Genomic DNA, 22,439 nt, shown 5'->3' with positions numbered 1-22,439 from the left:
ACTTGACAAGTTCCAAAAAGAAACTGACTATCGACTAAGTTCCTAAATAGAACTCTAATCACACACGTAGGAGCCTTTTATGTCCAGACCCTCCGTTGCCATTGTAATTGGTGCTGGCGATGCTACCGGCAGCGCCATTGCCCGGCGCTTCGCCCGTGAAGGATTCACTCTGTGCGTCACCCGCCGTCAGGCCGATAAGTTGGCGCCGCTGGTGAACGACATCGAGGCTGCGGGCGGCCAGGCTCACCCGTTCGGCTGTGATGCGCGCAGTGAGGAACAGATGGTGGCGCTGTTCGAAGAGGTTGAACGCGATCTGGGGGATATTGAAGTAGTGGTATTCAATATCGGCGCGAATGTGCGCTTCGCCATTACCGAAACCACCGAACGGGTCTATCGCAAGGTCTGGGAAATGGCCGCCCTGTCGGGCTTTCTCACCGGACGCGAAGCTGCCCGGGTGATGCTGCCGCGTCAGCGCGGCACCATCATTTTCACTGGCGCTACGGCTTCACTGCGCGGCGGCAGCGGATTCAGCGCTTTCGCCGGCGCCAAGTTCGCTTTGCGTGCGCTCGCCCAGAGCATGGCCCGAGAGCTCGGCCCGCAGGGCATCCACGTAGCCCATCCGATTATCGACGGCGCGATCGACACCGCTTTCATCCGGGACAATTTCCCTGAGCGCTATGCACTGAAGGATCAGGCCGGCATTCTCGATCCGGAGCATATCGCCGAGCAATACTGGCAGCTGCACTGCCAGCCGCGGGACTGCTGGACCCATGAGCTGGATCTGCGTCCCTGGATGGAAACCTTTTAAACTGTTAAGCGGAGCGAATATGAATAAGAAAATCGAGTTTTATTTCGATGTCGGCAGTCCAGCCAGCTACCTGGCGTGGACCCAGATCCGGACCATTGCTGAGCGACACCATGCCAAGCTGGACATGAAGCCCATGCTCCTTGGTGCCGTCTTTCAAGCAACGGGTAATAGCTCTCCGGCGACCGTGCCAGCCAAGGGCAATTATACGCGTCAGGATTTCCAGCGTTTCGCCCGGCGCTACGGCGTCCCGCTCAACCACAACCCGTTTTTCCCCATCAATACGCTGCAGCTGATGCGCGGTGCCGCCGCTTATCAGAACACGGAACACTTCGAGCGCTATCTGTCCGCAATATTCACCGCTATGTGGGTAGACGAACTGGACATGGGAAAACCGGAAATCGTGGCCGAGGTGCTTGAGCGCAACGGATTCAACCCGAACGAAGTGATGGGTTTGATTGGTGATCCGGCGGTGAAAGATCGGCTACGCCAGACCACCGAGGAAGCCATCACCCGAGGCGTATTCGGCGCACCCAGCATCATCGTTGGCGACGAGCTCTTCTTCGGGCAGGACCGCCTCGAGTTTGTTGAAGAAGCGCTAAAGCGCCAGAGCTAGCGTCACACCTCGAGAAGGAAGGTCACCGGTCCGTCGTTGACCAGATGCACCTGCATGTCAGCACCGAATGTTCCGCTGCTGACGTCAGGGTGATGCTCACGCGCTTGCCCGAGCAGGTATTCGAATAGCTCAGCCGCTCGCTCGGGCGGAGCCGCGGTGGAGAATCCCGGGCGTAACCCTTTGCGTGTGTCGGCAGCCAGAGTAAATTGCGATACCAGCAGCAGTCCTCCCTCGACGTCCTGCAGCGAGGCGTTCATACGGCCTTCGGCATCCCCGAATACTCGATAGCGCAGCAGCCGTTGCAACAGCTTGTCGGCGCTGGCCTTATCGTCCTCCGGTTCGATGCCGACCAGCACCAGCAAACCCTGGTCGATCGCTCCGACAACCTCCCCGTTTACTTCCACCCGGGCCTGACTGACCCGCTGCAACAGTCCCTTCATGTCTATTCCGCTTGAGGAGCCAGGTGTAACAGGCGTTGCGCCATGCTTTGCGTGGCGCGCACCAGTGCGTCTGCCGTGCCGGCTTCCGACGCAGCGTGCCCAGCGTCACGGATGATTTGCAACTCACTGCCCGGCCAGCTCTGGTGCAAGGCATAGGCATTATCCAGCGGACAGACCATGTCATAGCGACCATGGATAAGAATGCCGGGGATATGCGCGATAGAAGGCATGTTACGCAAAAGCTGGTCCGGCTCGAGAAAAGCCTTGTTGATAAAATAGTGACACTCGATCCGGGCCATCGCGTAGGCGCGGCGAGAGTCATTGAAGCGGTCAATGACCTGGGCGCTCGGGCGCAGCGTGGCGCAACGGCCTTCCCAGGCTGACCAGCTTCTGGCGGCGTGCATCCGGCAGATCTCGTCATCACCAATCAGCCGGCGATAATAGGCAGAGACCATGTCACCCCGCTCCACCTCCGGAATAAGCGAAGCATAATCCTCCCAGTAATCCGGGAAGATGTGGCTGGCGCCCTCCTGGTAAAACCAGCGGATGTCCTGGTCACGGCAGAGGAAGATACCGCGCAGGATAATGCCGCTGACCCGGTCCGGATGCGCCTGGGCATAGGCCAATGCCAGCGTCGACCCCCAGGAGCCACCAAAGAGCACCCACTTGTCGATCTTGAGAAATTCACGCAGCGCTTCCATATCGCTGATCAGATGCGCTGTGGTGTTGTTCTCAAGACTGGCGTGGGGCGTCGAGCGACCTGCTCCGCGCTGGTCGAAAGTAACGATGCGATACACCGACGGATCAAAGAAGCGTCGGCTTAGCGCATCGCAACCGGCTCCTGGCCCGCCATGCAGAAAAACCACCGGCAAACCGTCCGGCTCACCGCTTTCATCAGCGTATAAAACGTGCGGTGCTTCGACGGCCAGCTCATGCCGAGCGTAGGGTTTGATCTCCGGATACAACAGTTGCATGGCTGGGCTCCTGAATGTCCATCTCAACCGATACTGTGTTTAGCAACATTACTCACCAGCGCGATGGCTGTCATCTGCAGCCACGAACTAGCCGAAGGGCCGCACGCCGATCAGCCATTCATGCAACCAGAGCGCGAATACAACCCAGAGCACCAATCCGACTACCACGGCCATCCCGTCACGGCTGGCCTTGCCTGCGGGGCGTATCACACCGTTAGCGCGATCACGCCGGCGCAGCACGACAAACAGCGCCACGGCCCAGATCAGTAAGCCACCGAACAGCAGCAGGTCAGCCAGGCTGCCGTTGGCCAGCAAATGCGCAATAGCCCAGAACTTGACCCCAAGCAACATCGGGTGCCCTATCCTGGCCTTCATTTTCGTGCCGGGCAAATAGGTAGCCACCAACAGTACGAAGGCAGGTATCGTCAGCAGCGCTGCGAGGTGTCGCGTCCAGACTGGCGGGATCCACAACCACACAGGATCCATTCGGGCCTGGCCGTATCCCCAGACGATAAGCACCAGACCAACCAGCGCGATCAGTGCATAGATCCCCTTCCAGGTGTTCTCACCGAGCCGCCGCTTCTGCGCAGCGCGCCAATCCGGAGCAAACAACCCCGTCGAATGGATGCCGAGAAAGATCACCAAACCTGCCACCAGAGCTAACATTTTCTATCCTTTCGATTGTTTTGGAGGTACGGGTCGCATTGTATTAGCAAGCGCTTGCTGCGACGCCGGGCCGAGTCCGCTACTGCTCGATTCGCCAATCGTTCTAGCGCATTCTCGCGGTCAGCGACTCGCCTTCAGCAGTAAGCAGAACCAGCGCATCCTGTTCGTTGAATCTGAATCGCTGCACACGCTGCAGCATATCGATAAAGCGATGCTCCTGCTCCATTAATGCCGGTGCACACGCCTTTTTCGTACTGATCACGTCTCTCACCATCAGCGCTTCTGCGGTCAGTTCGTATTCAGCCGAATAGTTATTGCAGGATGCCTGACCGGCCAATCGATCATTGTGCAGAAAGGCCAGATCCACCCGCGAACCGTCGATAATCCCTCCGCCGTTAATATCCTCCACAACCCATTCTGCGCCCTGCAACAAACGCGTAGGGTCGCCGCCGCAGCCTTGCAGCGTCTCTCCATCAAACGTCAGGGAAACCTCACGGGGATAAGGCATAGCGGTCATGCTGTCATAACAGATACTGCGATTGGCGGTCAGACTCAACTGATGGTCGCTGTCCAGCTGACCGGCTTCGATGGTCACGCCTTCGCTGTTATCGTCACTGATGCGGTATGGCGAGGTGAACTCCTGATTCTGATCGGGACGTTGCCAGGTCAGCTCGCCATTATCCAACCGAACCTGCCAGCCCGGCTCGTTGCCGAACGCGAGGAACGGTTTGGGCAGTGCGCCCGGCGGCACGCATTCAGGATAGGCTTTGCCCTCAAGCGTCAGCAATGCGCTATCGCCGCGGCTCCAGAAGCGCGTCGCAGGGTCCCCTTCGGCCTCGAACCGGGCGCCAGCATGCGTTTCCACCGGGAGCAGAACGTATTCATCATCCGCCACCTCAAGAATCAGATCGTCCCCTTCATAACCAACGCTGATCTGCGCCTGCCCACAGGAGAGAATGCTTGAGAAAGCCGCCTCTCGATGCGGCAGCAGTACCAGCTCACCGAGGTTGATTTCCTCCGCTGTTGGGCCGATCTCCACGGGCTCAGCCAACCAGGTGGCACGCTCATCTTCCATGATCATGGCGCGTAACTGATACGCGTCGGCGCGCCGCAATTCCTCGGGGTCGACTTCGAGCACAAAATGCACAGGGACGTTGCGGCCAATCAGATCAATACGTTGACGGGCCAGAACACTCTCCGGCTCATTCTCGTCCGACGCTGCGTAGCGCAGCTCGATGACTGCCTGACTCTCCGGTTGCAGAGCTGTGCGCGCCTGATAGGTCAGGTCACCGGTAATGCGCAACATCTGCTTTTGCTCATCGCCGGGCTGAGAGGCGTCGGGCGGAGGGGCTTGAGCAGGTGCGGGCGAGTCATCGCTACAGCCGGTCAACATGGAAAGCGAAACACTGATGAACATGGCAGATAGCAGATACCGCATTGATGGACTCCTCTGATGGCATTTCGTCAGACTGCCACATCCTTCGCCGCGTTCACAGCAAAGCAATGGCAGCAGGGCCAACTGACTGGCCACCATGAAATTTACCTGGAGAAATGAGAACAGCGGGACTCGATCAGAAGCTGGAGCCTGGCTGTCTGAGGAAGGCGATCTCGGCGTCTGTGGACGGCCGCCCCAGCGCTGCGTTGCGATGGGGATACCGACCGAAACGCTGGAGAATTTCCTTATGGCGCTGTTCAACCCGAAAACTGTCTTCCAGACCTTCGATTGAAAACAGGCGCATTGCCTGCTCATGAACTACCAGCGATTCGCTATGCATGAACGGCATATACATAAACCCGCGTTGCTCGACAGGCAAGCCGCGGTCGGCACCGGCGGCAATGGCTTCCTGCGCCAGCACCAAAGCCATTCCATCCCAGGCGAAAGCTTGCGGGCTGTCGCGGTAGATGTTTCTTGAAAATTGATCCAGCACTATGATCTCGGCCAGCCGCCCCTCGGCTTTTTCGCGCCAGCCAGAGAGTTCAGCACGACCGGCCTGCTCATGCACTGCCCCAAAACGGTCAGCAATCAGGCGGTCAAGTTGCGGATCTTTCTTCCACCACATTGCTGGCTTGATTTCGTTGAACCAGAAATTCAGAACACCGGCGTACATGGTCCGTCCAGATATCGTCAGGGCTGGCAGGGCTTGCAACCCCGCCAGCGAACAGCTCGGGACATGCCTAGATCACGCCGCAGGCAACCCGTTTACCGCCACCACCCAGCGGCTGCGGATCGTCTGAATGATTGTCGCCACCGGCATGAATCATCAGCGCGCGACCTTTGATTTCTTCCAACTTCTTGATCCGTGGCGCCAGCACCGGATATTCGGCATTGCCTTCTTCGTCGACGTAGAGCGCCGGCAAGTCGCCCAGGTGCCCGTCGCCGTAAGGACCATGATGCTCGCCCTTTTTCTCTGGATCGAAATGTCCGCCGGCCGACTTAGCCGCGACCTTGTTGCCGTTGTCTGTACCCGGTTCGCAGCTTCCTGTTTCATGCACATGGAAGCCATGGATGCCGGCAGGCAGGGAGCTCAGCTTGGGCGTGAAAACCAGGCCGTGTTCAGTTTCCTGGATGGTCACTTGACCAACTGATTGCTCAACGCCGTCGCCACTGACCTGGTTTATGGTGACATCGGTGGAGGCTGCTTGCGCGGCGCCAACCGACATCGCTGCCCCCAGGGCCAACCAATGGATTGCTTTCATGATGTCTCCTTTATTTGCTGATTGATCGAACTGTCGAGATTCTCTGTCCAACGTTTCGTGTATTCACCGCTCCGCCATTTCATGGAGCCTGCGAGGTGTTTGCTGCGGCTACCACTTGCTCCTCGGTAAAGCCACGGCAGACCGCGGCCAGCTTGTTTCCATCAGGATCACGAACATAGGCCACGAAAAAGTCATCTGCGTAGTGCGGACGCAGCCCAGGCTCACCCTCGCTGATGCCGCCGTTATCCATCGCCGCCCGGTGAAATTCCCGTACGGCCGCCCAACTGTCAGCCTTCAGCGCAACCATGGTGCCATTACCCACCGTGGCAGCGCGGCCGTCGAAGGGTCTGCACAGCCACAACGCCAGTTCTGACGCGCCGTTCTGTTCGTAGACGCCCCAGCCGACAATATCTTCCCATTCCGCTTCATCCTGTGGGCCACCGCAACGGGCGATACCAAGCGGAGCTAGCGTATGGTCGTAAAAGCCTGCCGAGCGTTTCAGATCGCTGCTGCCAAGCATTATGTAGGTGAACATAGGATGCCCTGCCTTTGAGCTGCCTGACTGTATAGCCTAGTCCAGATTTGACAGTTGATATGCCTGAAGCTCGATAGTCATTCAGCCACGCAGCAAACAGTAAAACGAAACAGGGCTACCCTAAGGCAGCCCTGTTTCATTCCCTGCTCAGTCCTTGCCACGGGTTACCATGCCGTAGATCACCAGCAGGATGATCGCACCGATGACTGCACCAATGAATCCTGCGCCCTCTCCCGCTTCGTAGAGCCCCAGCGCCTGGCCGCCGTAGGTCGCCAGCAGAGAACCGCCGATACCGAGCAGAATGGTCATGATCCAGCCCATGCTGTCGTTGCCCGGCTTGAGAAAACGGGCAATCAGGCCCACGATAAGGCCAATGATGATCGTACCGATAATACCCATGGATATACCTCCTCTGGTCTCAGGCGCAAACATTGCGTAACGCTTGAGACCAGAGAGGTGCAACTCAGTTCGCTAACCCCGAGTCAGCCCGCATATAACCAGCGGTCTACATAAGCCGCGGCCGAAGTTTCCGGACTAAAGCTGGCAGCGACCCGCCCCTGCATCGGCCACCACATGTTCCTTGACCTGATTGGTTGGCAGCGAGTCATAGCCGTAGGGCGGCGTGTAGCTGACCCGGCGGGGCTGGGGCCGGCAATACTGCAATCGGAACCATCCTGCCAGGTCACGTTATTGAACTGGTTGTTGCGTGCATCGTGTCTGGCCAAAGCGTAACAAGGGCGCACGCGAATAGACGTTGTCGAAATGGTTGAAAGCGAAAGTAATTCGCCGTTCGTCTTCGCTGTTGTCGCTGTGCCCCCAGAGCGAGGTCGGTGCTTTATTGCCCGGTCAACCGGTTGCCTGATACGCGAGTGCCCGGCGCTTCCGTCGCCAGATCGGTTACCGTGCCGGCATTACGCAGATCGTTATTGAGGATGCGGTTGTTGCTGGTTCCGCCTGCTGCGGTTTCCCGAATGCCATACGGCTGGGCAGGATTGCGCCGGTCATCGGTGATGCGCAGGTTCTGCAGGGTGTTATTGGAAGAGGGGCGATGTTCGTTGGAGGTGCGAGAGGCGATCCGTGCGCCTTCAGCATTGCTGTTACGCACACTGCCTCCATTAATCGAAACGGACTGGCAGTCCTCGATCAGAATGCCCTGTTGGCCGGTTCCCTCGATGTCGACCCGGTCGACAGTAATACCGTGGCTACCCGATACGCAGAACACTCCACGTGCGCCGCCACGGACCGTTACCTGATCGACTCGGATATCAGGTCCCGCGTTGTTGGCCAGCCGCAGTCCAGCGTACCCTCCACCGTTAACGCTCGGTCGCGTGGCATGCACGGATCCGACTCGAGCGTTGCTGGTATCGTTTAGTATCAGCCCCGAGCCGCCGGTATCCACTGTTACCACGTTGCCAATGACCAGATCGTCCACGCCATAGGTCTCGACGCCGTGGTGCTTTGAGCCCTCGATGCGCGCGTAATCCAGGCGTACCTTGCTTGAGCGCGGCCCCTTGGCATGATCGATCCGGATACCCAGACCCACTGTTCTGGTCGCATGCAACAGCATCTGAATGTGACCCAGCTGAACATCGCTCGAGCTCTGAATCCAGACCCCGTAGCGCGGGTTGCCTTCGATTTTCAGATTACGGATCTCGATTGCCTTGGCGCGCATCGCGCGGATGGGCACGATGGTATCGTCACCGCTATCCTCGACCCGGATAGTCCCGCGCACATCAAGAATGGTGTAACTGGGCAGGTCCACGGATTTGACATCACCATCCCACGCATGGGGCCCGACCACACCGGAATCACGTACCAGTACGGTTTCCTTGCGGGTACGCCCGGGTGTCAGACTATCTACCGCGGCCTGCATTGCATCCAGCATGTCGCCGCCGCGATAGACCACGTTGTTGCCATTGCGCGCGGTCCAGGCATCTCCGTTACGGAATACCTCCGCATCAAACGTCGGCTCATCGCCCGGGTTGTCACCTGCCACCACCGCGCGTGCTGCATTCGAATTGATTACCTGAAGCGCCGTATCGCGAACCTTGATCGAGTAGTAATAAGTGCCCGGCGCAAGATTGGTATCGGTAAAGCTTCGGGCGGTGCCGCTTAATGAAGCAATACGCACCCGGCCATTGAGCTCCGCCTGGGTGTGGCGGTAGATCTCCTGATCACGAACCGCCACGCCAGTCGCGACCCAGTCGATGCTGACCTGATTGCCGTTCACACGCGTGCTGGCCGTTATTTCTGTTACCGGCTCCGGCGTTGGCACCGGGTTCGCCGCAGGCATCATTATTCCTGGCAAAGAGAGGAAGCCGGGCCCGGCAGTGGCTGGCAACGGCGCGGCCAGGACATAGGCAAGTGCGACGAGCGCCGCAGGCAAACGGAGGGCTGAGAATGATGGCATTATTGGCTTCCTGTTGTTCTCCCGGCCAGGGTGCACTAACCCTAATCGGCTCGCTCAGAAAGGCATAACGCCAAAACCCCGAAAAGCGGGGCAGTTCGCAATCCCAATCGGGTGGAAAGCTGTCGCCGGTAGCCCGCTCACACAAATGGGCTAGGCCACTGATCCATGTATCGATTAGCCACCACAGGCTCAGCACTCGTGATCGTCGGTACTGCACGATGACGGACAAACCGGCACAAAAAACCCGCCTGAGTGGCGGGTTTCTTGTTCAACGTAAAACGTTAGCCCTTGCTGGCACGCTTGCGCAGGTTCTCGTCGAGAATCTTCTTGCGCAGACGAATCGACTTCGGCGTTACCTCGACCAGCTCGTCATCATCGATGAACTCAAGTGCCTGTTCGAGGGTGAAGCGAATCGGCGGAACCAAGGCAATGGTTTCGTCCTTGCCAGAAGCACGCATGTTGTCGAGCTTCTTGCCCTTGGTGGGGTTGATCACCAGATCGTTGTCACGGCTGTGAATGCCGGCCAGCTGACCTTCATAGATCTCGTCACCCGGAGCAAGGAACAGCTTGCCGCGGCTCTGCAGGGTTTCCAGCGAATAGGTCAGCGCCTTGCCAGTGGCCATGGAGACCAGCACACCGCTCTGACGGTGACCTACTTCGCCACCCTTGAGCGGACCGTAGTGACTGAAGGTAGAGGTTAGAATACCGCTGCCTGACGTCATGGTAAGGAACGAGTTACGGAAACCGATCAGACCGCGTGCGGGTACGGTGTACTCGAGACGGATACGGCCCTTGCCATCCGGAACCATGTTGCTCAGGTCACCTTTACGCAGACCCATCTGTTCCATTACCGGACCCTGATGAACTTCTTCGATATCGATGGTGACGTTTTCGTACGGCTCCTGCTTCTCGCCGTCGACTTCCTTGATGACTACTTCAGGACGGCCAACGGCCAGCTCGAAACCTTCACGGCGCATGGTTTCGATCAATACCGACAGGTGCAGCTCGCCACGACCGGAGACCTTGAACTTGTCTGCGTCATCGCCCTGGTCAACGCGCAGCGCAACGTTGTGCAGCAGCTCTCGTTCCAGGCGTTCCTTGATGTTGCGGCTGGTAACGAACTTGCCTTCCTTACCGCAGAACGGCGAGTCGTTGACCTGGAATGTCATGGAGACGGTCGGCTCGTCGACTGACAACGGCGGTAGTGCTTCAACGTTGTTCATGTCGCACAGCGTGTCGGAGATATACAGCTCGTCCATACCGCTGACGCAGACGATATCACCGGCCTGGGCCTGATCGACTTCAACCCGCTGCAAGCCGGAGTGGCCCATGATCTTCAGAATCCGGCCCTGGCGCTTCTTGCCATCCGGACCGATGGCGATGACCGGGGTGTTGGTCTTGACGGTGCCGCGCGCGATACGACCGATACCGATTACACCCAGGAAGCTGTTGTAGTCCAACTGGGAAATCTGCATCTGGAACGGGCCATCCACGTCGACAGCGGGCGTCGGAACATGGTCGACGATCGCCTGGAACAGCGCGTCCATGTTGTCGTCCATCTTCTCGTGGTCCAGACCGGCGATCCCGTTCAGGGCGCTGGCGTACACGATTGGGAAGTCCAATTGCTCGTCGGTCGCGCCGAGGTTATCAAACAGATCGAAGATCTGGTCAACGACCCAGTCCGGGCGCGCACCCGGGCGGTCAATCTTGTTGATGACCACGATAGGACGCAGACCCGCCTTGAAGGCTTTTTGCGTAACGAAACGCGTCTGCGGCATGGGACCATCCTGCGCATCAACGACCAGCAACACGGAATCGACCATGCTCATCACGCGCTCTACTTCGCCGCCGAAATCGGCGTGGCCGGGGGTATCAACGATGTTGATGTCGTAGCCGTTCCATTTCAGAGCGGTGTTCTTCGCCAGAATGGTGATGCCGCGCTCTTTTTCCTGGTCATTGCTATCCATCACGCGCTCGTTCTCGAGCTCCTTACGGTCCAGGGTGCCGGACAGACGCAGCAGCTTGTCGACCAGTGTGGTCTTGCCGTGGTCAACGTGGGCAATAATGGCAATATTACGGAGATTCTCGATCACTATGGACGTCCTGGGAAATGCGCGGCTGTCGGCCGGCTTATAAAAATGAGGGGGGCATTATACAGAGACAGCCGTGACAGTGTATGTTTTTTGAACGAAACACCGTCACAGACCCATTCTGGACTGTCTGTAAGTCTGACTCAGACCTTGGGCAATCGTAGCACACGGATGTTGCCGTGCCCCGCATCAAGCAGGTACTGAGCGTGCAGCTGGCTCATGACACCCTTGTCGCAGTACAGGAGATAAGCCCGCGACGCGTCCAGCCCGGCAAAGCGGCTGTTCAGGGTATAGAACGGCACGTGCATGACCTCAACGCCCGGAATTTGCAGCGGATTGAGCTCCTGCTCGTCCGGCGCACGAATATCCAGGACTACCTGACCCGGCAGCGCCTGGCTGACCAGTTCGACCGCGTCAGCTCCCTCGAGATCCAGCTCAAGCTCGCTGCAATCGCTATACCGCGCGCTCTTCACCGCTTCATCAAGAATGGCGAAATCAAAGCTGGCTTCCGCCTCGGCAACCTTGGCAGGTGAGGTGCGGATCGCCGGATTGACCGAAATGACGCCGCAATATTCCGGCATGCTGCTGGAGAAGGCTTCGGTGCCAATGCGCCGGGCGGTGTCAATGATATCCATCTTGCTGCTGGTGATAAGAGGACGCAGAACCAGCAGATCACTAACCTGATCGATAACCGCCAGGTTGGGCAACGTCTGGCTCGCGACCTGTGAGATCGCCTCGCCGGTCACCAGTGCGTTCAGGTCCAGGCGCCAGGCGATACGGTTTGCCGCCCGCAACATCATGCGCTTGAGCACAACGCCCATCTGGCTGTTCTCGACGTTCTGTAGGAGCTCTGCCACCACCCCCTCGAAGGGTACGCTGATAAAACGCAGGCGATGGCTCGCCGCATACCGCTCCCACAGGTAGTGAGCCACCTGTCTGACGCCCAGCTCGTGCGCGCGTCCGCCGAGGTTGAAAAAAACGAAATGCGGCAGCAGTCCGCGCTGCAGCATCTGGTAACTGGCGACAGTTGAGTCGAAACCGCCGGACAAAAGGCTGAGCACCGGCTCAAGCGTGCCCAGCGGAAACCCCCCCATCCCCTCGTGACGAGCCTGGATCAGCCAGATGCGGTTATCCCGCACATCCAGCTTGACCTCGACATCGGGCGCCTTGAGCGAAACGCCTGTCGCACCGCAGCGCGCCATGAGCTGCTCCCCGACAAGCCGAGCTACATCCTGCGAGCTGAACGAATGCCGGCCTACGCGCTTGCAGCGCACAGCAAAGGTCCGCCCGCGGACCTGATCGCCGAAACTGGCGACGCACAGTTCGGCCAGCTCATCGAGTGTCTCCAACGGATAGTCACGCACCTCGAGTATGTGGGCGATACCCGGGGTATTGCACAGGCGTTCGATGCAGCGCTGCTGCACAGAAGGGTCATCGCCGAGCACGACCTCGAGACTGTCCCAGGAACCACCCACCTTCACGCCCGGATCAATGGCGGTGAGCAGCACGCGCACGTTGGTCTTGAGCTGATGCACGAAGCGCTTGCGCACCTGGCGAGTCTTGATGGTTATTTCTGGGAAGAACTTGATGATCAGTTTCATGAGCGGCGACAACCAGGCAAAGCGCAGCATTATACGCCTATACCGGTTGTGAAGGGCCGAGCTGTATAATCTGCACCAAATTTGAGCACTAACGTGGTTTACTGCACTCTAATTGCGCAGCGCAACGGCGCCCTGCTGCACCACAAGTCGCTATATAGCTCTATCGTGCCCATTTCAGCGCGGCTTCGATATGGCATAGCTTTTGCTAACCTGTACCTCAGCGGATGCGGGAACTGAATTCCGCTCGAATTTGAAGATCCGGGCTAGCCGCCCGGGCAAATGTTTCTTTGGAGGAAACCATGTCGAAAGCGATGCAACTGATCCAGGAATTTGACGTGAAGTGGGTCGACCTGCGCTTCACTGATACCAAGGGCAAGCAACACCACGTGACAATGCCGGCCCGCGACGTCAAGGATGATTTTTTTGAAGAAGGCAAGATGTTCGACGGCTCCTCCATCGCTGGCTGGAAGGGAATCGAAGCTTCCGACATGATCCTGATGCCCGATGACGAAACCTCGGTTCTGGACCCCTTTACCGAAGAACCGACGCTGATCATCGTCTGCGACATCATCGAACCTTCCACCATGCAGGGTTACGAGCGCGATCCACGCAGCATCGCCCGCCGCGCCGAAGAATATCTGAAATCCACCGGTATCGGTGACACTGTCTTCGTTGGCCCGGAACCTGAATTTTTCGTCTTCGACGAAGTGAAATTCAAGTCCGATATGTCCGGCTCCATGTTCAAGATCTTTTCCGAACAGGCAGGCTGGAACACCGATGCGGACTTCGAGACCGGTAACAAGGGTCACCGCCCTGCCACCAAAGGCGGCTACTTCCCGGTTCCGCCGGTTGATCACGACCACGAGCTGCGTACCGCCATGTGTAACGCCATGGAGGAAATGGGCCTGGTCATCGAAGTACATCACCACGAAGTCGCCACCGCCGGCCAGAATGAGATCGGCGTACAGTTCAACACCCTGGTGCACAAGGCTGACGAAGTTCAAACCCTGAAATACTGCGTGCACAACGTGGCCGATGCTTTCGGCAAGACAGCGACCTTTATGCCCAAGCCGCTATACGGCGACAACGGGTCTGGCATGCACGTGCACATGTCCATCTCCAAGGATGGCAAGAACACCTTCGCAGGCGAAGGCTATTCCGGTTTGTCCGATACTGCCCTGTACTTCATCGGCGGCATCATCAAGCACGGCAAGTCGCTGAATGCCTTCACCAACCCGTCGACCAACTCGTATAAGCGCCTGGTTCCGGGCTTCGAAGCACCGGTCATGCTGGCCTACTCGGCCCGCAACCGTTCCGCCTCGATCCGGATTCCCTATGTTTCCAGCCCCAAGGCGCGCCGTATCGAAGCCCGCTTCCCGGATCCGGCTGCCAACCCCTACCTCGCCTTCTCTGCACTGTTGATGGCCGGCCTGGATGGCATCCAGAACAAGATCCACCCCGGCGACGCTGCGGACAAGAACCTGTATGACCTGCCTCCGGAAGAAGCACAGCAGATCCCGCAGGTATGCGGCAGCCTGAAGGAAGCACTCGAAGCGCTCAGCAGCGACCGCGAGTACCTGACCAAGGGCGGCGTATTCACCGATGAGCTGATCGATGCCTTCATCGAACTCAAATCGGCTGAAGAACTGAAGGTGCGTACCTTCGTTCACCCGCTTGAGTACGATCTGTACTACAGCGTCTGATTGACCGTTGATTAGAAGAAGGGCGTCCGTTGGGACGCCCTTTTTTTTCGTCTGTCCGCAACTGAGACATAGCAACTTGCCAGCCACTGCGCGGGATGCAACTCTTAAGCTCTGTTGCCGTTGCAAAACGGCCCCGTCCCTTCGGGTTGTACGGCACATGACCGAGACACGCCCAAGGGCAATCCACAGGAGTAAAGCAGCATGGTTCGCATATCGATTCTGGCCAGCATGGTCTTGCTGGTGCTTTACGCGGGCAGCCTTTCAGCCCAGGTCTTTTCCTGGACTGACGAAAACGGCAATCGCGTTTTTTCCGATCAGCCTCACCCGGACGCAGACAGCATTGACCTGGGGCCGGTGAATACCATCGAGCCACCTCCAGCCTCGACGATGGAATGGCAGGAAAACGACCGGGACCCTTCCCGTTCATCCGGACAGCAGTCCCAGATCGCTTACCAGCGGCTGGCGATCACCTCGCCTGGAAACGATCAGGCTGTTCGCGCCAACGACGGCACCTTGAGCCTTACTGTCGAGACCGACCCACCGCTCAGCGGCAACCACCTGCTACGTGCCGAAGTGGATGGCAGCCTCGCCAGCGAACCGGTGCCCGGAAACGGCAATGCGACCCATCAGCTGCAGCTCAATGAGCTGGATCGGGGCAGCCACGCGATCACCGCTGTCGTCGTCAACGTTCGAGGCGAAGTCATCCAGCGCAGCAAGCCGCTTCAGATCCACATCCAGCGCACCTCGTTGAACCAGCCGGGTCGCGCCAGTGCCAATCAGGCGCCCCGCGCTCCCGCCGCACCGCGCGCACCCAACGTCCCTGCTCCCAGCCGGTCTGGTAACTGATCCGCTCTCCCTCCGTTACCGTGCGCACTGTTTTGGTGCGCACTGGTAACATAAGTGCCCACCTCAACGGCAATGCCGGCGGCTCACGCCTCACCCAGCCGCGTGACGTGCGGAGTTCTGGTGCGCTCTCGCCCATTCAGGCGAACCGCTAGAAAATCAGCAGCCCCATAGATGGGCCACGCGGAAGATAATGATCTCAAATGAGGCCCGCCCTCGCTTTTAATGCCCTCATTTGTGAGTAGCGCTCCCGGCTGGTTCGCTTCTTGCATTTAACTTATCAAACCTTTGGGGACCACTATGCTGCCGAACCGGATTCAGATTCTCGAGAACCTCACCACCGCCGTCGTATTGTTGGACGACCAGCTGTGCCTGGGTTATCTGAACCCGGCTGCGGAAATGCTGCTGGAAGTAAGCGGTCAGCGACTGCAGCAGCAACCTGTAGGGGACTTCTTTCACGACCGCGCCTCGGCCCTGGCCTCCCTGCATGATGCGCTGGACAACATGCACGCTTTCACCAAACGTGAGGCGCAGCTCAGCCTGAACAACGGCAACAGTCTGGTCGTGGACTACACGGTGACGCCGCTTGCGGCGGCCGGACATAACTGGATCCTGATGGAAGTGCATCCGCGCGACCGCTTGCTGCGTATCACCAAGGAAGAAGCCCAACTCGCCAAGCAGGAAGTCACCAAAGTGCTGGTACGCGGCCTCGCCCACGAGATCAAGAACCCTCTGGGTGGCATCCGAGGCGCTGCGCAGTTGCTGGCGCGGGAACTGCCCAACCAATCGCTGCGTGACTATACCGACGTCATCATTGAAGAAGCTGACCGTCTGCGCAATCTGGTCGACCGCATGCTGGGCCCCTACCGACCGCCGAGCCTGCAACCGCTGAATATCCACGAGATAACCGAGCGGGTCGCCCATCTGATACAGGCCGAAACACACGGGCGGATCGATTTGCAGCGGGATTACGATCCGAGCATTCCCGAGCTGATGGGCGATCGCGAGCAACTTATCCAGGCAGTGCTCAATATCGTGCGCAACGCGATGCAGGCGATCACCGAAAATAGCCAGGCTGAACGAGGCCGCATCATCGTGCAGACCCGTGCGCTACGACAGTTCACCATCGGTCACAAGCGCCACCGGTTGGTCTGCCATCTGCGAGTCATTGATAACGGGCCGGGTATTCCCCCTGCGCTGCTCGACAGTATTTTTTATCCCATGGTCAGTGGCCGTCCCGATGGCACCGGATTGGGCCTTTCCATCACGCAGAACATCATCAGCCAGCACCAGGGGCTGATTGAATGCGATAGCTTGCCCGGTCACACCCAGTTCAACCTTTTCCTTCCGCTAGAACAACACCCCGGAGACTAATGCATGAGCCGAGCCGAAAACGTCTGGATTGTTGATGATGACCGCTCAATACGCTGGGTTCTGGACAAGGCCCTGCAGCAGGAAGGAATGGAGCCGGTCTGTTTTGACAGCGCCGATAGCGCTCTGGCCAAGCTGTCGCGCCAGCATCCGGACGTGTTGATCAGCGACATTCGTATGCCCGGCACCAGTGGCCTGGATCTGCTGGCACAAATTCGCGATCAGCACCCTAGAGTCCCGGTGATCATCATGACGGCGCACTCCGACCTCGACAGCGCCGTGGCCTCCTACCAGGGCGGTGCGTTCGAATATCTGCCCAAGCCCTTCGATGTCGATGAAGCGGTGGCGCTGGTTCGGCGTGCCCTCGCCCACAGCCGCGAGCAGCAGAGCGCTGCCCAGGAAACCGCTCAGATGCGCACACCGGAAATCATCGGTGAAGCGCCGGCAATGCAGGAGGTCTTCCGCGCCATAGGTAGGCTGTCGCATTCGAACATTACCGTGCTGATCAACGGCGAGTCCGGCACCGGCAAGGAGCTGGTCGCCCATGCCCTGCACCGGCACAGCCCGCGCGCGCGTAACCCGTTTATCGCCCTGAACATGGCAGCGATACCCAAGGACCTGATGGAGTCGGAACTCTTCGGCCACGAAAAGGGCGCCTTTACCGGCGCAGCGGTGCAGCGCAGGGGGCGTTTCGAGCAGGCGGATGGCGGCACACTATTCCTCGATGAGATCGGCGATATGCCGGCCGAGACTCAGACGCGGTTATTGCGTGTGCTGGCCGATGGCGAGTTTTATCGCGTCGGTGGCCACACTCCGATCAAGGTCGACGTACGTATCATCGCTGCTACACATCAGAACCTCGAGGGTCTGGTACAGACCGGTAAATTCCGTGAAGACCTGTTCCACCGCCTGAACGTTATCCGTATTCATATTCCGAAGCTCGCCGAGCGCAGTCAGGACATACCCACATTGGCGCAGCATTTCCTGGCCCGTGCCGCGCAGGAGCTGTCTGTTGAGCCCAAAGTGCTCACGCCCCAGACCCAGGAATACCTGAGCACCCTGCCCTGGCCGGGCAACGTTCGGCAGCTGGAAAATACCTGTCGCTGGATCACGGTGATGGCATCAAGCCGTGAAGTCCTGATTGAAGACCTGCCGCCGGAGATGCTTACCCAGCAGCAGGACACCGCCGCCGGTGACCATTGGGAACTCAGCCTGCGCAACTGGGCCGATCAGGAACTGGCTCGCGGTGTAACCAATCTGCTGGATGCGGCAGTGCCGGCATTCGAAAGAATCATGATCGAAACCGCGTTGAAGCATACCGCTGGCCGACGTCGCGACGCCGCCCAATTGCTTGGCTGGGGGCGCAACACCCTGACCCGCAAGATCAAGGAACTGGGCATGAACAGCGAAGGCGCGGAAGAAGAAGAGGTGGAATAGCCGTTGATGGTGGAGCGATAGATATCTAACGATGCTGCAACCGCAGGCGCGGCCGACTATTCGCATGAGCAACTTGCCGCTGGCGTCCGCCGGCACATACACTGCCGGCCAATCCTGCCACCTGACCTGATACGCCAGCATGTTCCATATCGCCTTGCTTGAACCGGAGATTCCACCGAATACCGGCAACATCATCCGATTGTGCGCCAATACCGGCTGCACCCTGCATCTGATCGAGCCGTTAGGCTTCGAGCTGGACGATAAGCGGCTACGCCGTGCGGGGCTGGATTATCACGAGTTTGCCGAGCTGAAAACCTACCCGGATCTTCCCAGCTGCCTGGCACAGGTACAGCCGCAAAGAGTATTTGCGCTGAGTACCAAGGGTACGCGCAGTTATACTGACGTGCGTTTCAGCGAGGGGGATATGTTTCTGTTCGGGCCGGAAAGCCGCGGCCTGCCAGCGGAGATTCGTGAAAGCCTGCCAGCCGACCAGGTACTTCGCATACCCATGCTGCCAGACAGCCGCAGCCTGAACCTGTCCAATAGCGCAGCCGTTCTGGTATTCGAGGCCTGGCGCCAGCAGGAGTTCGCTGGCGCGCAGCGGTAAGCACCCGTTCCGGGCCTGCCCCGTTTCGTCGCGAGCCGACGAAACGGCAACAGACACCGATGATGCTAGCGAATCTGCATGACCACTTTGCCCACTGCTTTGCGCGAGCTGAGCAATTCCAGGGCTTGCTCATATTCGCCCAATGCGAAGCGCTCAGACACCAGCGGCTTCAGTTTTCCCTCGGAATGCCAGGCAAACAGTTGGCGGAAGTTGTCCAGATTAGCCTGTGGCTCGCGTGCGGCGAAGGATCCCCAGAACACACCGACAATCGATGATCCTTTGAGCAGTGCCAGGTTCACCGGAAAATCGGGGATACGCCCGCTGGCAAAACCGACCACCAGCAACCGTCCCTTCCAGTTGATTGCGCGAACCGCCTCGTCGAACAGATCGCCACCGACCGGATCATAAATCACGTCCGCGCCCTTGCCGCCGGTGAGTTCCTTGACCGCGTCCTTGAGGCTGACTTCGCTGTAGTTGATCAGCTCATCAGCGCCAGCATTGCGAGCAACCTCGAGTTTTTCAGCGGACGATGCCGCAGCGATGACCCGTGCACCCATGGCTTTACCGATTTCGACTGCCGCGAGGCCAACGCCACCGGACGCACCCAGCACCAATAACGTCTCGCCCGGCTTGAGCTCGCCCCGTTGCGTCAGCGCATGCATGGAAGTGCCGTAGGTCATGCTGAAACCTGAAGCTGTGGTGAAATCCATGTCGTCGGGCATCGGCAATACCTTCGCCGCGTCTGCAACAACCTTTTCGGCAAAACTGCCGTAGCCGGTCAGGGCCATCACCCGGTCACCGGGCTTCACATGCTTGACGTTGCTGCCGACGCGGGCCACGACACCTGCGGCTTCACCGCCCGGGGAGAACGGAAAAGGCGGCTTGATCTGATACTTGCCTTGAATGATCAGCGTATCGGGAAAGTTGACCCCGGCAGCGTGGATATCGATAACCACCTGGTTATCACCAGCGACTGGATCGGTGGTCTCTTCAAAGACCAGGCTGCTGGCCGGTCCGAACTCTTTGCATAATACGGCTTTCATGATGTCTCCCTTGCGCGGTTTTCCGACAGTCTAGCGGTATACGCTGCGCACCGGTCAATCAACATGCCTGCGCGTGATCAGCATGCATAAGACCGGCGGGCGTAATGGTTTGGCGCTACCGTTCTGCTCGGATATGCTGTGGCAAAACCAGCGGAGTAGTAAACGTGAAAGGATTAAAGAAGGCATGCCTGGCCCTGGCTCTGGCAATCGCTGCGGGGTTGCCGGCCCAGGCGGCGACCGAAACGCCTGCCGCATCACCTTATGTGGACTTGAAACCCTCGTTCATAGGCACTATCGGCCCCGGTCCACGCCTGCAGTATCTGAAAGTCGACGTGGCGCTACGTGCCAGCGACGCTGCCGCGGTGTCCCGTATCGAATATCACGACCCACTGATACGCAACACCCTGGTCACGCTCTTTGCCCGCCAGACCCCCGACGCGCTGGCCGGGCTGGAAGGCAAAGAGCAGCTGCGCAGCGAAGCACTGCAAGCGGTCCAGCAAGTGTTGGAAGAAGAGGAAGGCCAACCGCTGGTCACGGATCTGCTGTTCAATAATCTCATTACTCAATGAGCTGGAAGCTAGACGCACTGGGGGTGGGGAGATATCTGGAGCCGGTCGCCCGCCGACTGCCAGGATTACGCAAGACGCCGTGAACCCATCCCTGGGGGCTTGACGAAAACATCCCTGTTTTCGACACTTGCTCCACCCTGACACCCGGCGGGCTTGAACTGGCATTGGTGTGATACCGAGAATTGAACCCGTTTTGGGTTATGCCTTCCGGAAACTCAAAACTCTATGCGAAGCGACGCGACAGGGTTGAGCCGACCGTGGGATGACAGAGATGTCATCGACGAGCTTACAGGGATGTACTTGCAGCGTGTCGGCGCCGACCTGTCGGCTCGTGGCAGCTAACCTCAGACTTCCACCAGAATTCGGCGTACCAACTTGAAAGCAGCGCGAGCCCGCCATCTCAGGACAGGCTCCGCCATTGATATGACTAGCTACCCGACGTTACTGGCTCAGGTAGCTACTAACAAAGGTGTCAAAATCCACGTCGTCCGCCGCTTCGATCGCGGTCTGCTCGGTCAGCGATACCTCCGCCTGACGGCGAAATGCATCCATGCTCTCGGTATCCAGTGGCCGCGCCATGAAATACTCGCGGTGCGCCTCTGACTGCGCCAAGGCGAAGCGGAAGAAACTGTTGCCGTGTCGCTGAATCTCCGCAAGCACCCGTGCAGAAGGCGTCAGAACCGGATTGTGCAGTTTGTCACGCTGCTGATTCAGGCTGTCACTGAAGTCGGACGTCCCATGCGCCTGATCGAGCAGTTGCGAGCAGGCGGCAATGTCGTCCAGCAAGCCCAACCCCCAGTCCTTGAGCGCATAGGCGGTTCCGTTGTGTCGTAGATTCAGACCTGGCTCCCGACCACGCTTTACTGCCAGGTCGAAATTCAGGGCCGCCTCCTCGCAGCCTGCCGGCTCGAATTCGGGGCTCTCCTGTAGCGCGCAGAACAACAGGAAGCTGTCCAGGAACCGCGCAGTAGCGGGCTCGATCCCAAGCGGCGCGAAGGGGTCGATATCCATGCAACGCACTTCAATATATTCCACGCCGCGCGATGCCAGCGCATGCACCGGCTTTTCACCGCTGCGCGTGATGCGCTTGGGCCGGATCGGACTGTAGAACTCGTTTTCGATCTGCAGCAGATTGGTATTGAGCTGCTGCCAGTTGCCCTGTGCGTCGTGGGTGCCCATCTCAGCGTACGGCGCGTAGGGCATGCTGATAGCTTGTTGCATGCTCTGGATATACTGATCCAGCCCGTTGTGACAGATATTCAGGCCGGACTGGGCGTTGTTGTTATAACCCAGATCGCTCATCCGCAGACTGGTCGCGTACGGCAGGTACAGGCTTTTTTCGCCCAGCTTCTGCAGCTTGTGGTCGCGCCCCTGTAGAAAGCTCGCGCAGACCGCGGGTGACGCGCCAAAGAGATACATCAGCAGCCAGGAGTAGCGGCGGAAATTGCGAATCATCGCCATGTAACGGGCCGACTGATAATCCTGCGCGGAGCCCTGGTCGCCATCGTGCTGTTGTAACAGCTGCCAAACCTGGTCGGGTAGCGAAAAGTTGTAGTGAATACCTGCGATGCACTGCATGGCTTTACCGTAACGAATGGCCAGGCCGCGGCGATAGACATGCTTGAGCATGCCGATATTGGAGGTGCCATACCAGCCAATCGGAATATCCTGGTCACGCTCCGGCAACAGACAGGGCATCGATTGAATCCACAGCCGCTCATCACCCAGTTGGCTGTAGGTAAAGCGATGAATACGGTCGAGGTTATCGAACAACCCGTCGATACGGGTGCAGACCGGCGTAATCAACTCTACCAGCGCTTCGGAGTAGTCCGTGGTAATGGTCGGATGCGTGAGGGCCGAGCCCAGCGCAGCGGGATGCGGAGTCTGAGCCAATGCACCCTGTTCAGTGATCCGCAGACTTTCCTTCTCGATACCGTGTTTGCAGCCGCGTAGGTGCTCCCGGCAAGCCGACTGACCAAGAAGTTCGAGATATTGGCTAAGCGTTGGTGACAAAGTTGTCACTCCTTGAACG

At 58.6% G+C, this 22,439-nt stretch carries 21 protein-coding genes and 1 pseudogene; 8 read left to right on the top strand and 14 right to left on the bottom strand.

The genetic code is table 11. The annotated features are described in order from the left end of the window. The first annotated feature begins 79 nt into the window (after positions 1 to 79). The gene (locus HG264_RS14840; RefSeq protein WP_169408354.1) at positions 80 to 808 is read left to right on the top strand and encodes an SDR family oxidoreductase; all 729 of its coding nucleotides are present in this window, start codon (positions 80 to 82) and stop codon (positions 806 to 808) included. Between the two features lie 19 nt (positions 809 to 827). Beyond that, a complete protein-coding gene (locus HG264_RS14835; protein ID WP_169408353.1) occupies positions 828 to 1,421 on the top strand; it encodes a 2-hydroxychromene-2-carboxylate isomerase in 594 nt (197 codons plus the stop codon). Positions 1,422 to 1,423: 2 nt separating this feature from the next. Here the strand turns inward: HG264_RS14835 and dtd are convergent, their stop codons facing one another. The 12 genes and pseudogenes from dtd to thiI form a co-directional block, all read right to left on the bottom strand. After that, a complete protein-coding gene (gene dtd / locus HG264_RS14830) occupies positions 1,424 to 1,861 on the bottom strand; it encodes a D-aminoacyl-tRNA deacylase (RefSeq protein WP_169408352.1) in 438 nt (145 codons plus the stop codon). Positions 1,862 to 1,863: 2 nt separating this feature from the next. Beyond that, complete coding sequence (gene pip, locus HG264_RS14825) at positions 1,864 to 2,835, bottom strand: prolyl aminopeptidase (RefSeq protein WP_169408351.1); 972 nt, start codon at positions 2,833 to 2,835, stop codon at positions 1,864 to 1,866. Between the two features lie 87 nt (positions 2,836 to 2,922). Next, complete coding sequence (locus tag HG264_RS14820; protein WP_169408350.1) at positions 2,923 to 3,501, bottom strand: NnrU family protein; 579 nt, start codon at positions 3,499 to 3,501, stop codon at positions 2,923 to 2,925. A gap of 103 nt (positions 3,502 to 3,604) precedes the next feature. Beyond that, positions 3,605 to 4,939: an META domain-containing protein gene (locus HG264_RS14815; RefSeq protein WP_169408349.1), complete on the bottom strand. Its 1,335-nt coding sequence runs from the start codon at positions 4,937 to 4,939 to the stop codon at positions 3,605 to 3,607. Positions 4,940 to 5,072: 133 nt separating this feature from the next. Next, positions 5,073 to 5,609, bottom strand: coding sequence for a DUF924 family protein (locus tag HG264_RS14810; RefSeq protein ID WP_169408348.1), 537 nt, complete (start codon positions 5,607 to 5,609; stop codon positions 5,073 to 5,075). A 67-nt stretch (positions 5,610 to 5,676) separates the two neighbouring features. Continuing rightward, positions 5,677 to 6,198 (bottom strand): superoxide dismutase family protein, encoded by a 522-nt coding sequence (gene sodC / locus HG264_RS14805; protein ID WP_169408347.1) that lies wholly within the window; start codon positions 6,196 to 6,198, stop codon positions 5,677 to 5,679. Between the two features lie 79 nt (positions 6,199 to 6,277). Further along, positions 6,278 to 6,733 (bottom strand): VOC family protein, encoded by a 456-nt coding sequence (locus HG264_RS14800; RefSeq protein ID WP_169408346.1) that lies wholly within the window; start codon positions 6,731 to 6,733, stop codon positions 6,278 to 6,280. Between the two features lie 147 nt (positions 6,734 to 6,880). After that, the gene (locus HG264_RS14795; RefSeq protein WP_150302102.1) at positions 6,881 to 7,132 is read right to left on the bottom strand and encodes a GlsB/YeaQ/YmgE family stress response membrane protein; all 252 of its coding nucleotides are present in this window, start codon (positions 7,130 to 7,132) and stop codon (positions 6,881 to 6,883) included. Positions 7,133 to 7,420: 288 nt separating this feature from the next. Beyond that, a pseudogene (locus HG264_RS18870) lies at positions 7,421 to 7,549 on the bottom strand (hypothetical protein); the annotation flags it as partial. Between the two features lie 19 nt (positions 7,550 to 7,568). After that, positions 7,569 to 9,143 carry a right-handed parallel beta-helix repeat-containing protein gene (locus HG264_RS14785; RefSeq protein ID WP_169408345.1) on the bottom strand — a complete coding sequence of 525 codons (1,575 nt, stop codon included), beginning with the start codon at positions 9,141 to 9,143 and terminating at the stop codon, positions 7,569 to 7,571. A 281-nt stretch (positions 9,144 to 9,424) separates the two neighbouring features. Continuing rightward, positions 9,425 to 11,236, bottom strand: a complete 1,812-nt coding sequence (gene typA, locus HG264_RS14780) for a translational GTPase TypA (RefSeq protein WP_169408344.1) — start codon at positions 11,234 to 11,236, stop codon at positions 9,425 to 9,427. Between the two features lie 140 nt (positions 11,237 to 11,376). Further along, positions 11,377 to 12,834 carry a tRNA uracil 4-sulfurtransferase ThiI gene (gene thiI, locus HG264_RS14775; RefSeq protein ID WP_169409160.1) on the bottom strand — a complete coding sequence of 486 codons (1,458 nt, stop codon included), beginning with the start codon at positions 12,832 to 12,834 and terminating at the stop codon, positions 11,377 to 11,379. 299 nt (positions 12,835 to 13,133) lie between these two features. On the opposite strand from thiI, the gene glnA reads away from it, so the two are divergent. The 5 genes from glnA to trmL all read left to right on the top strand — a co-directional run bounded on the left by glnA (position 13,134) and on the right by trmL (position 18,795). Beyond that, the gene (gene glnA / locus HG264_RS14770; RefSeq protein ID WP_169408343.1) at positions 13,134 to 14,537 is read left to right on the top strand and encodes a glutamate--ammonia ligase; all 1,404 of its coding nucleotides are present in this window, start codon (positions 13,134 to 13,136) and stop codon (positions 14,535 to 14,537) included. Positions 14,538 to 14,738: 201 nt separating this feature from the next. Beyond that, on the top strand, positions 14,739 to 15,383 hold the full coding sequence (locus HG264_RS14765) for a DUF4124 domain-containing protein (protein ID WP_169408342.1): 645 nt from the start codon (positions 14,739 to 14,741) through the stop codon (positions 15,381 to 15,383). 297 nt (positions 15,384 to 15,680) lie between these two features. After that, positions 15,681 to 16,754 (top strand): nitrogen regulation protein NR(II), encoded by a 1,074-nt coding sequence (gene glnL, locus HG264_RS14760; RefSeq protein WP_169408341.1) that lies wholly within the window; start codon positions 15,681 to 15,683, stop codon positions 16,752 to 16,754. A gap of 3 nt (positions 16,755 to 16,757) precedes the next feature. Further along, positions 16,758 to 18,188: a nitrogen regulation protein NR(I) gene (ntrC, locus tag HG264_RS14755; RefSeq protein WP_169408340.1), complete on the top strand. Its 1,431-nt coding sequence runs from the start codon at positions 16,758 to 16,760 to the stop codon at positions 18,186 to 18,188. A gap of 139 nt (positions 18,189 to 18,327) precedes the next feature. Then, on the top strand, positions 18,328 to 18,795 hold the full coding sequence (trmL, locus tag HG264_RS14750) for a tRNA (uridine(34)/cytosine(34)/5-carboxymethylaminomethyluridine(34)-2'-O)-methyltransferase TrmL (RefSeq protein WP_169408339.1): 468 nt from the start codon (positions 18,328 to 18,330) through the stop codon (positions 18,793 to 18,795). A gap of 65 nt (positions 18,796 to 18,860) precedes the next feature. On the opposite strand, the gene HG264_RS14745 is transcribed toward trmL, so the two are convergent. Continuing rightward, complete coding sequence (locus tag HG264_RS14745; protein ID WP_169408338.1) at positions 18,861 to 19,838, bottom strand: NADPH:quinone oxidoreductase family protein; 978 nt, start codon at positions 19,836 to 19,838, stop codon at positions 18,861 to 18,863. 164 nt (positions 19,839 to 20,002) lie between these two features. On the opposite strand from HG264_RS14745, the gene HG264_RS14740 reads away from it, so the two are divergent. Then, positions 20,003 to 20,407: a flagellar basal body-associated FliL family protein gene (locus tag HG264_RS14740; protein ID WP_256663693.1), complete on the top strand. Its 405-nt coding sequence runs from the start codon at positions 20,003 to 20,005 to the stop codon at positions 20,405 to 20,407. A gap of 441 nt (positions 20,408 to 20,848) precedes the next feature. Here HG264_RS14740 and gshA read toward each other — a convergent pair whose 3' ends face one another. After that, complete coding sequence (gene gshA, locus HG264_RS14735; protein WP_169408336.1) at positions 20,849 to 22,420, bottom strand: glutamate--cysteine ligase; 1,572 nt, start codon at positions 22,418 to 22,420, stop codon at positions 20,849 to 20,851. Between the last annotated feature and the right edge of the window lie 19 nt (positions 22,421 to 22,439).

The sequence above is a fragment of the Pseudomonas sp. gcc21 genome (assembly GCF_012844345.1).
Lineage (GTDB): Bacteria > Pseudomonadota > Gammaproteobacteria > Pseudomonadales > Pseudomonadaceae > Halopseudomonas.
Note: the sequence above shows the minus strand (reverse complement) of the source record. Positions and strands in the feature narration are given on the sequence as shown.

What these genes read in the sequence shown, in the direction of transcription:
- HG264_RS14840 (WP_169408354.1), top strand. Translation starts at nt 80, where the DNA reads ATGTCCAGACCCTCCGTTGCCATTGTAATTGGTGCTGGCGATGCTACC.
- HG264_RS14835 (WP_169408353.1), top strand. Translation starts at nt 828, where the DNA reads ATGAATAAGAAAATCGAGTTTTATTTCGATGTCGGCAGTCCAGCCAGC.
- dtd (WP_169408352.1), bottom strand. Translation starts at nt 1,861, where the DNA reads ATGAAGGGACTGTTGCAGCGGGTCAGTCAGGCCCGGGTGGAAGTAAAC.
- pip (WP_169408351.1), bottom strand. Translation starts at nt 2,835, where the DNA reads ATGCAACTGTTGTATCCGGAGATCAAACCCTACGCTCGGCATGAGCTG.
- HG264_RS14820 (WP_169408350.1), bottom strand. Translation starts at nt 3,501, where the DNA reads ATGTTAGCTCTGGTGGCAGGTTTGGTGATCTTTCTCGGCATCCATTCG.
- HG264_RS14815 (WP_169408349.1), bottom strand. Translation starts at nt 4,939, where the DNA reads ATGCGGTATCTGCTATCTGCCATGTTCATCAGTGTTTCGCTTTCCATG.
- HG264_RS14810 (WP_169408348.1), bottom strand. Translation starts at nt 5,609, where the DNA reads ATGTACGCCGGTGTTCTGAATTTCTGGTTCAACGAAATCAAGCCAGCA.
- sodC (WP_169408347.1), bottom strand. Translation starts at nt 6,198, where the DNA reads ATGAAAGCAATCCATTGGTTGGCCCTGGGGGCAGCGATGTCGGTTGGC.
- HG264_RS14800 (WP_169408346.1), bottom strand. Translation starts at nt 6,733, where the DNA reads ATGTTCACCTACATAATGCTTGGCAGCAGCGATCTGAAACGCTCGGCA.
- HG264_RS14795 (WP_150302102.1), bottom strand. Translation starts at nt 7,132, where the DNA reads ATGGGTATTATCGGTACGATCATCATTGGCCTTATCGTGGGCCTGATT.
- HG264_RS14785 (WP_169408345.1), bottom strand. Translation starts at nt 9,143, where the DNA reads ATGCCATCATTCTCAGCCCTCCGTTTGCCTGCGGCGCTCGTCGCACTT.
- thiI (WP_169409160.1), bottom strand. Translation starts at nt 12,834, where the DNA reads ATGAAACTGATCATCAAGTTCTTCCCAGAAATAACCATCAAGACTCGC.
- glnA (WP_169408343.1), top strand. Translation starts at nt 13,134, where the DNA reads ATGTCGAAAGCGATGCAACTGATCCAGGAATTTGACGTGAAGTGGGTC.
- HG264_RS14765 (WP_169408342.1), top strand. Translation starts at nt 14,739, where the DNA reads ATGGTTCGCATATCGATTCTGGCCAGCATGGTCTTGCTGGTGCTTTAC.
- glnL (WP_169408341.1), top strand. Translation starts at nt 15,681, where the DNA reads ATGCTGCCGAACCGGATTCAGATTCTCGAGAACCTCACCACCGCCGTC.
- ntrC (WP_169408340.1), top strand. Translation starts at nt 16,758, where the DNA reads ATGAGCCGAGCCGAAAACGTCTGGATTGTTGATGATGACCGCTCAATA.
- trmL (WP_169408339.1), top strand. Translation starts at nt 18,328, where the DNA reads ATGTTCCATATCGCCTTGCTTGAACCGGAGATTCCACCGAATACCGGC.
- HG264_RS14745 (WP_169408338.1), bottom strand. Translation starts at nt 19,838, where the DNA reads ATGAAAGCCGTATTATGCAAAGAGTTCGGACCGGCCAGCAGCCTGGTC.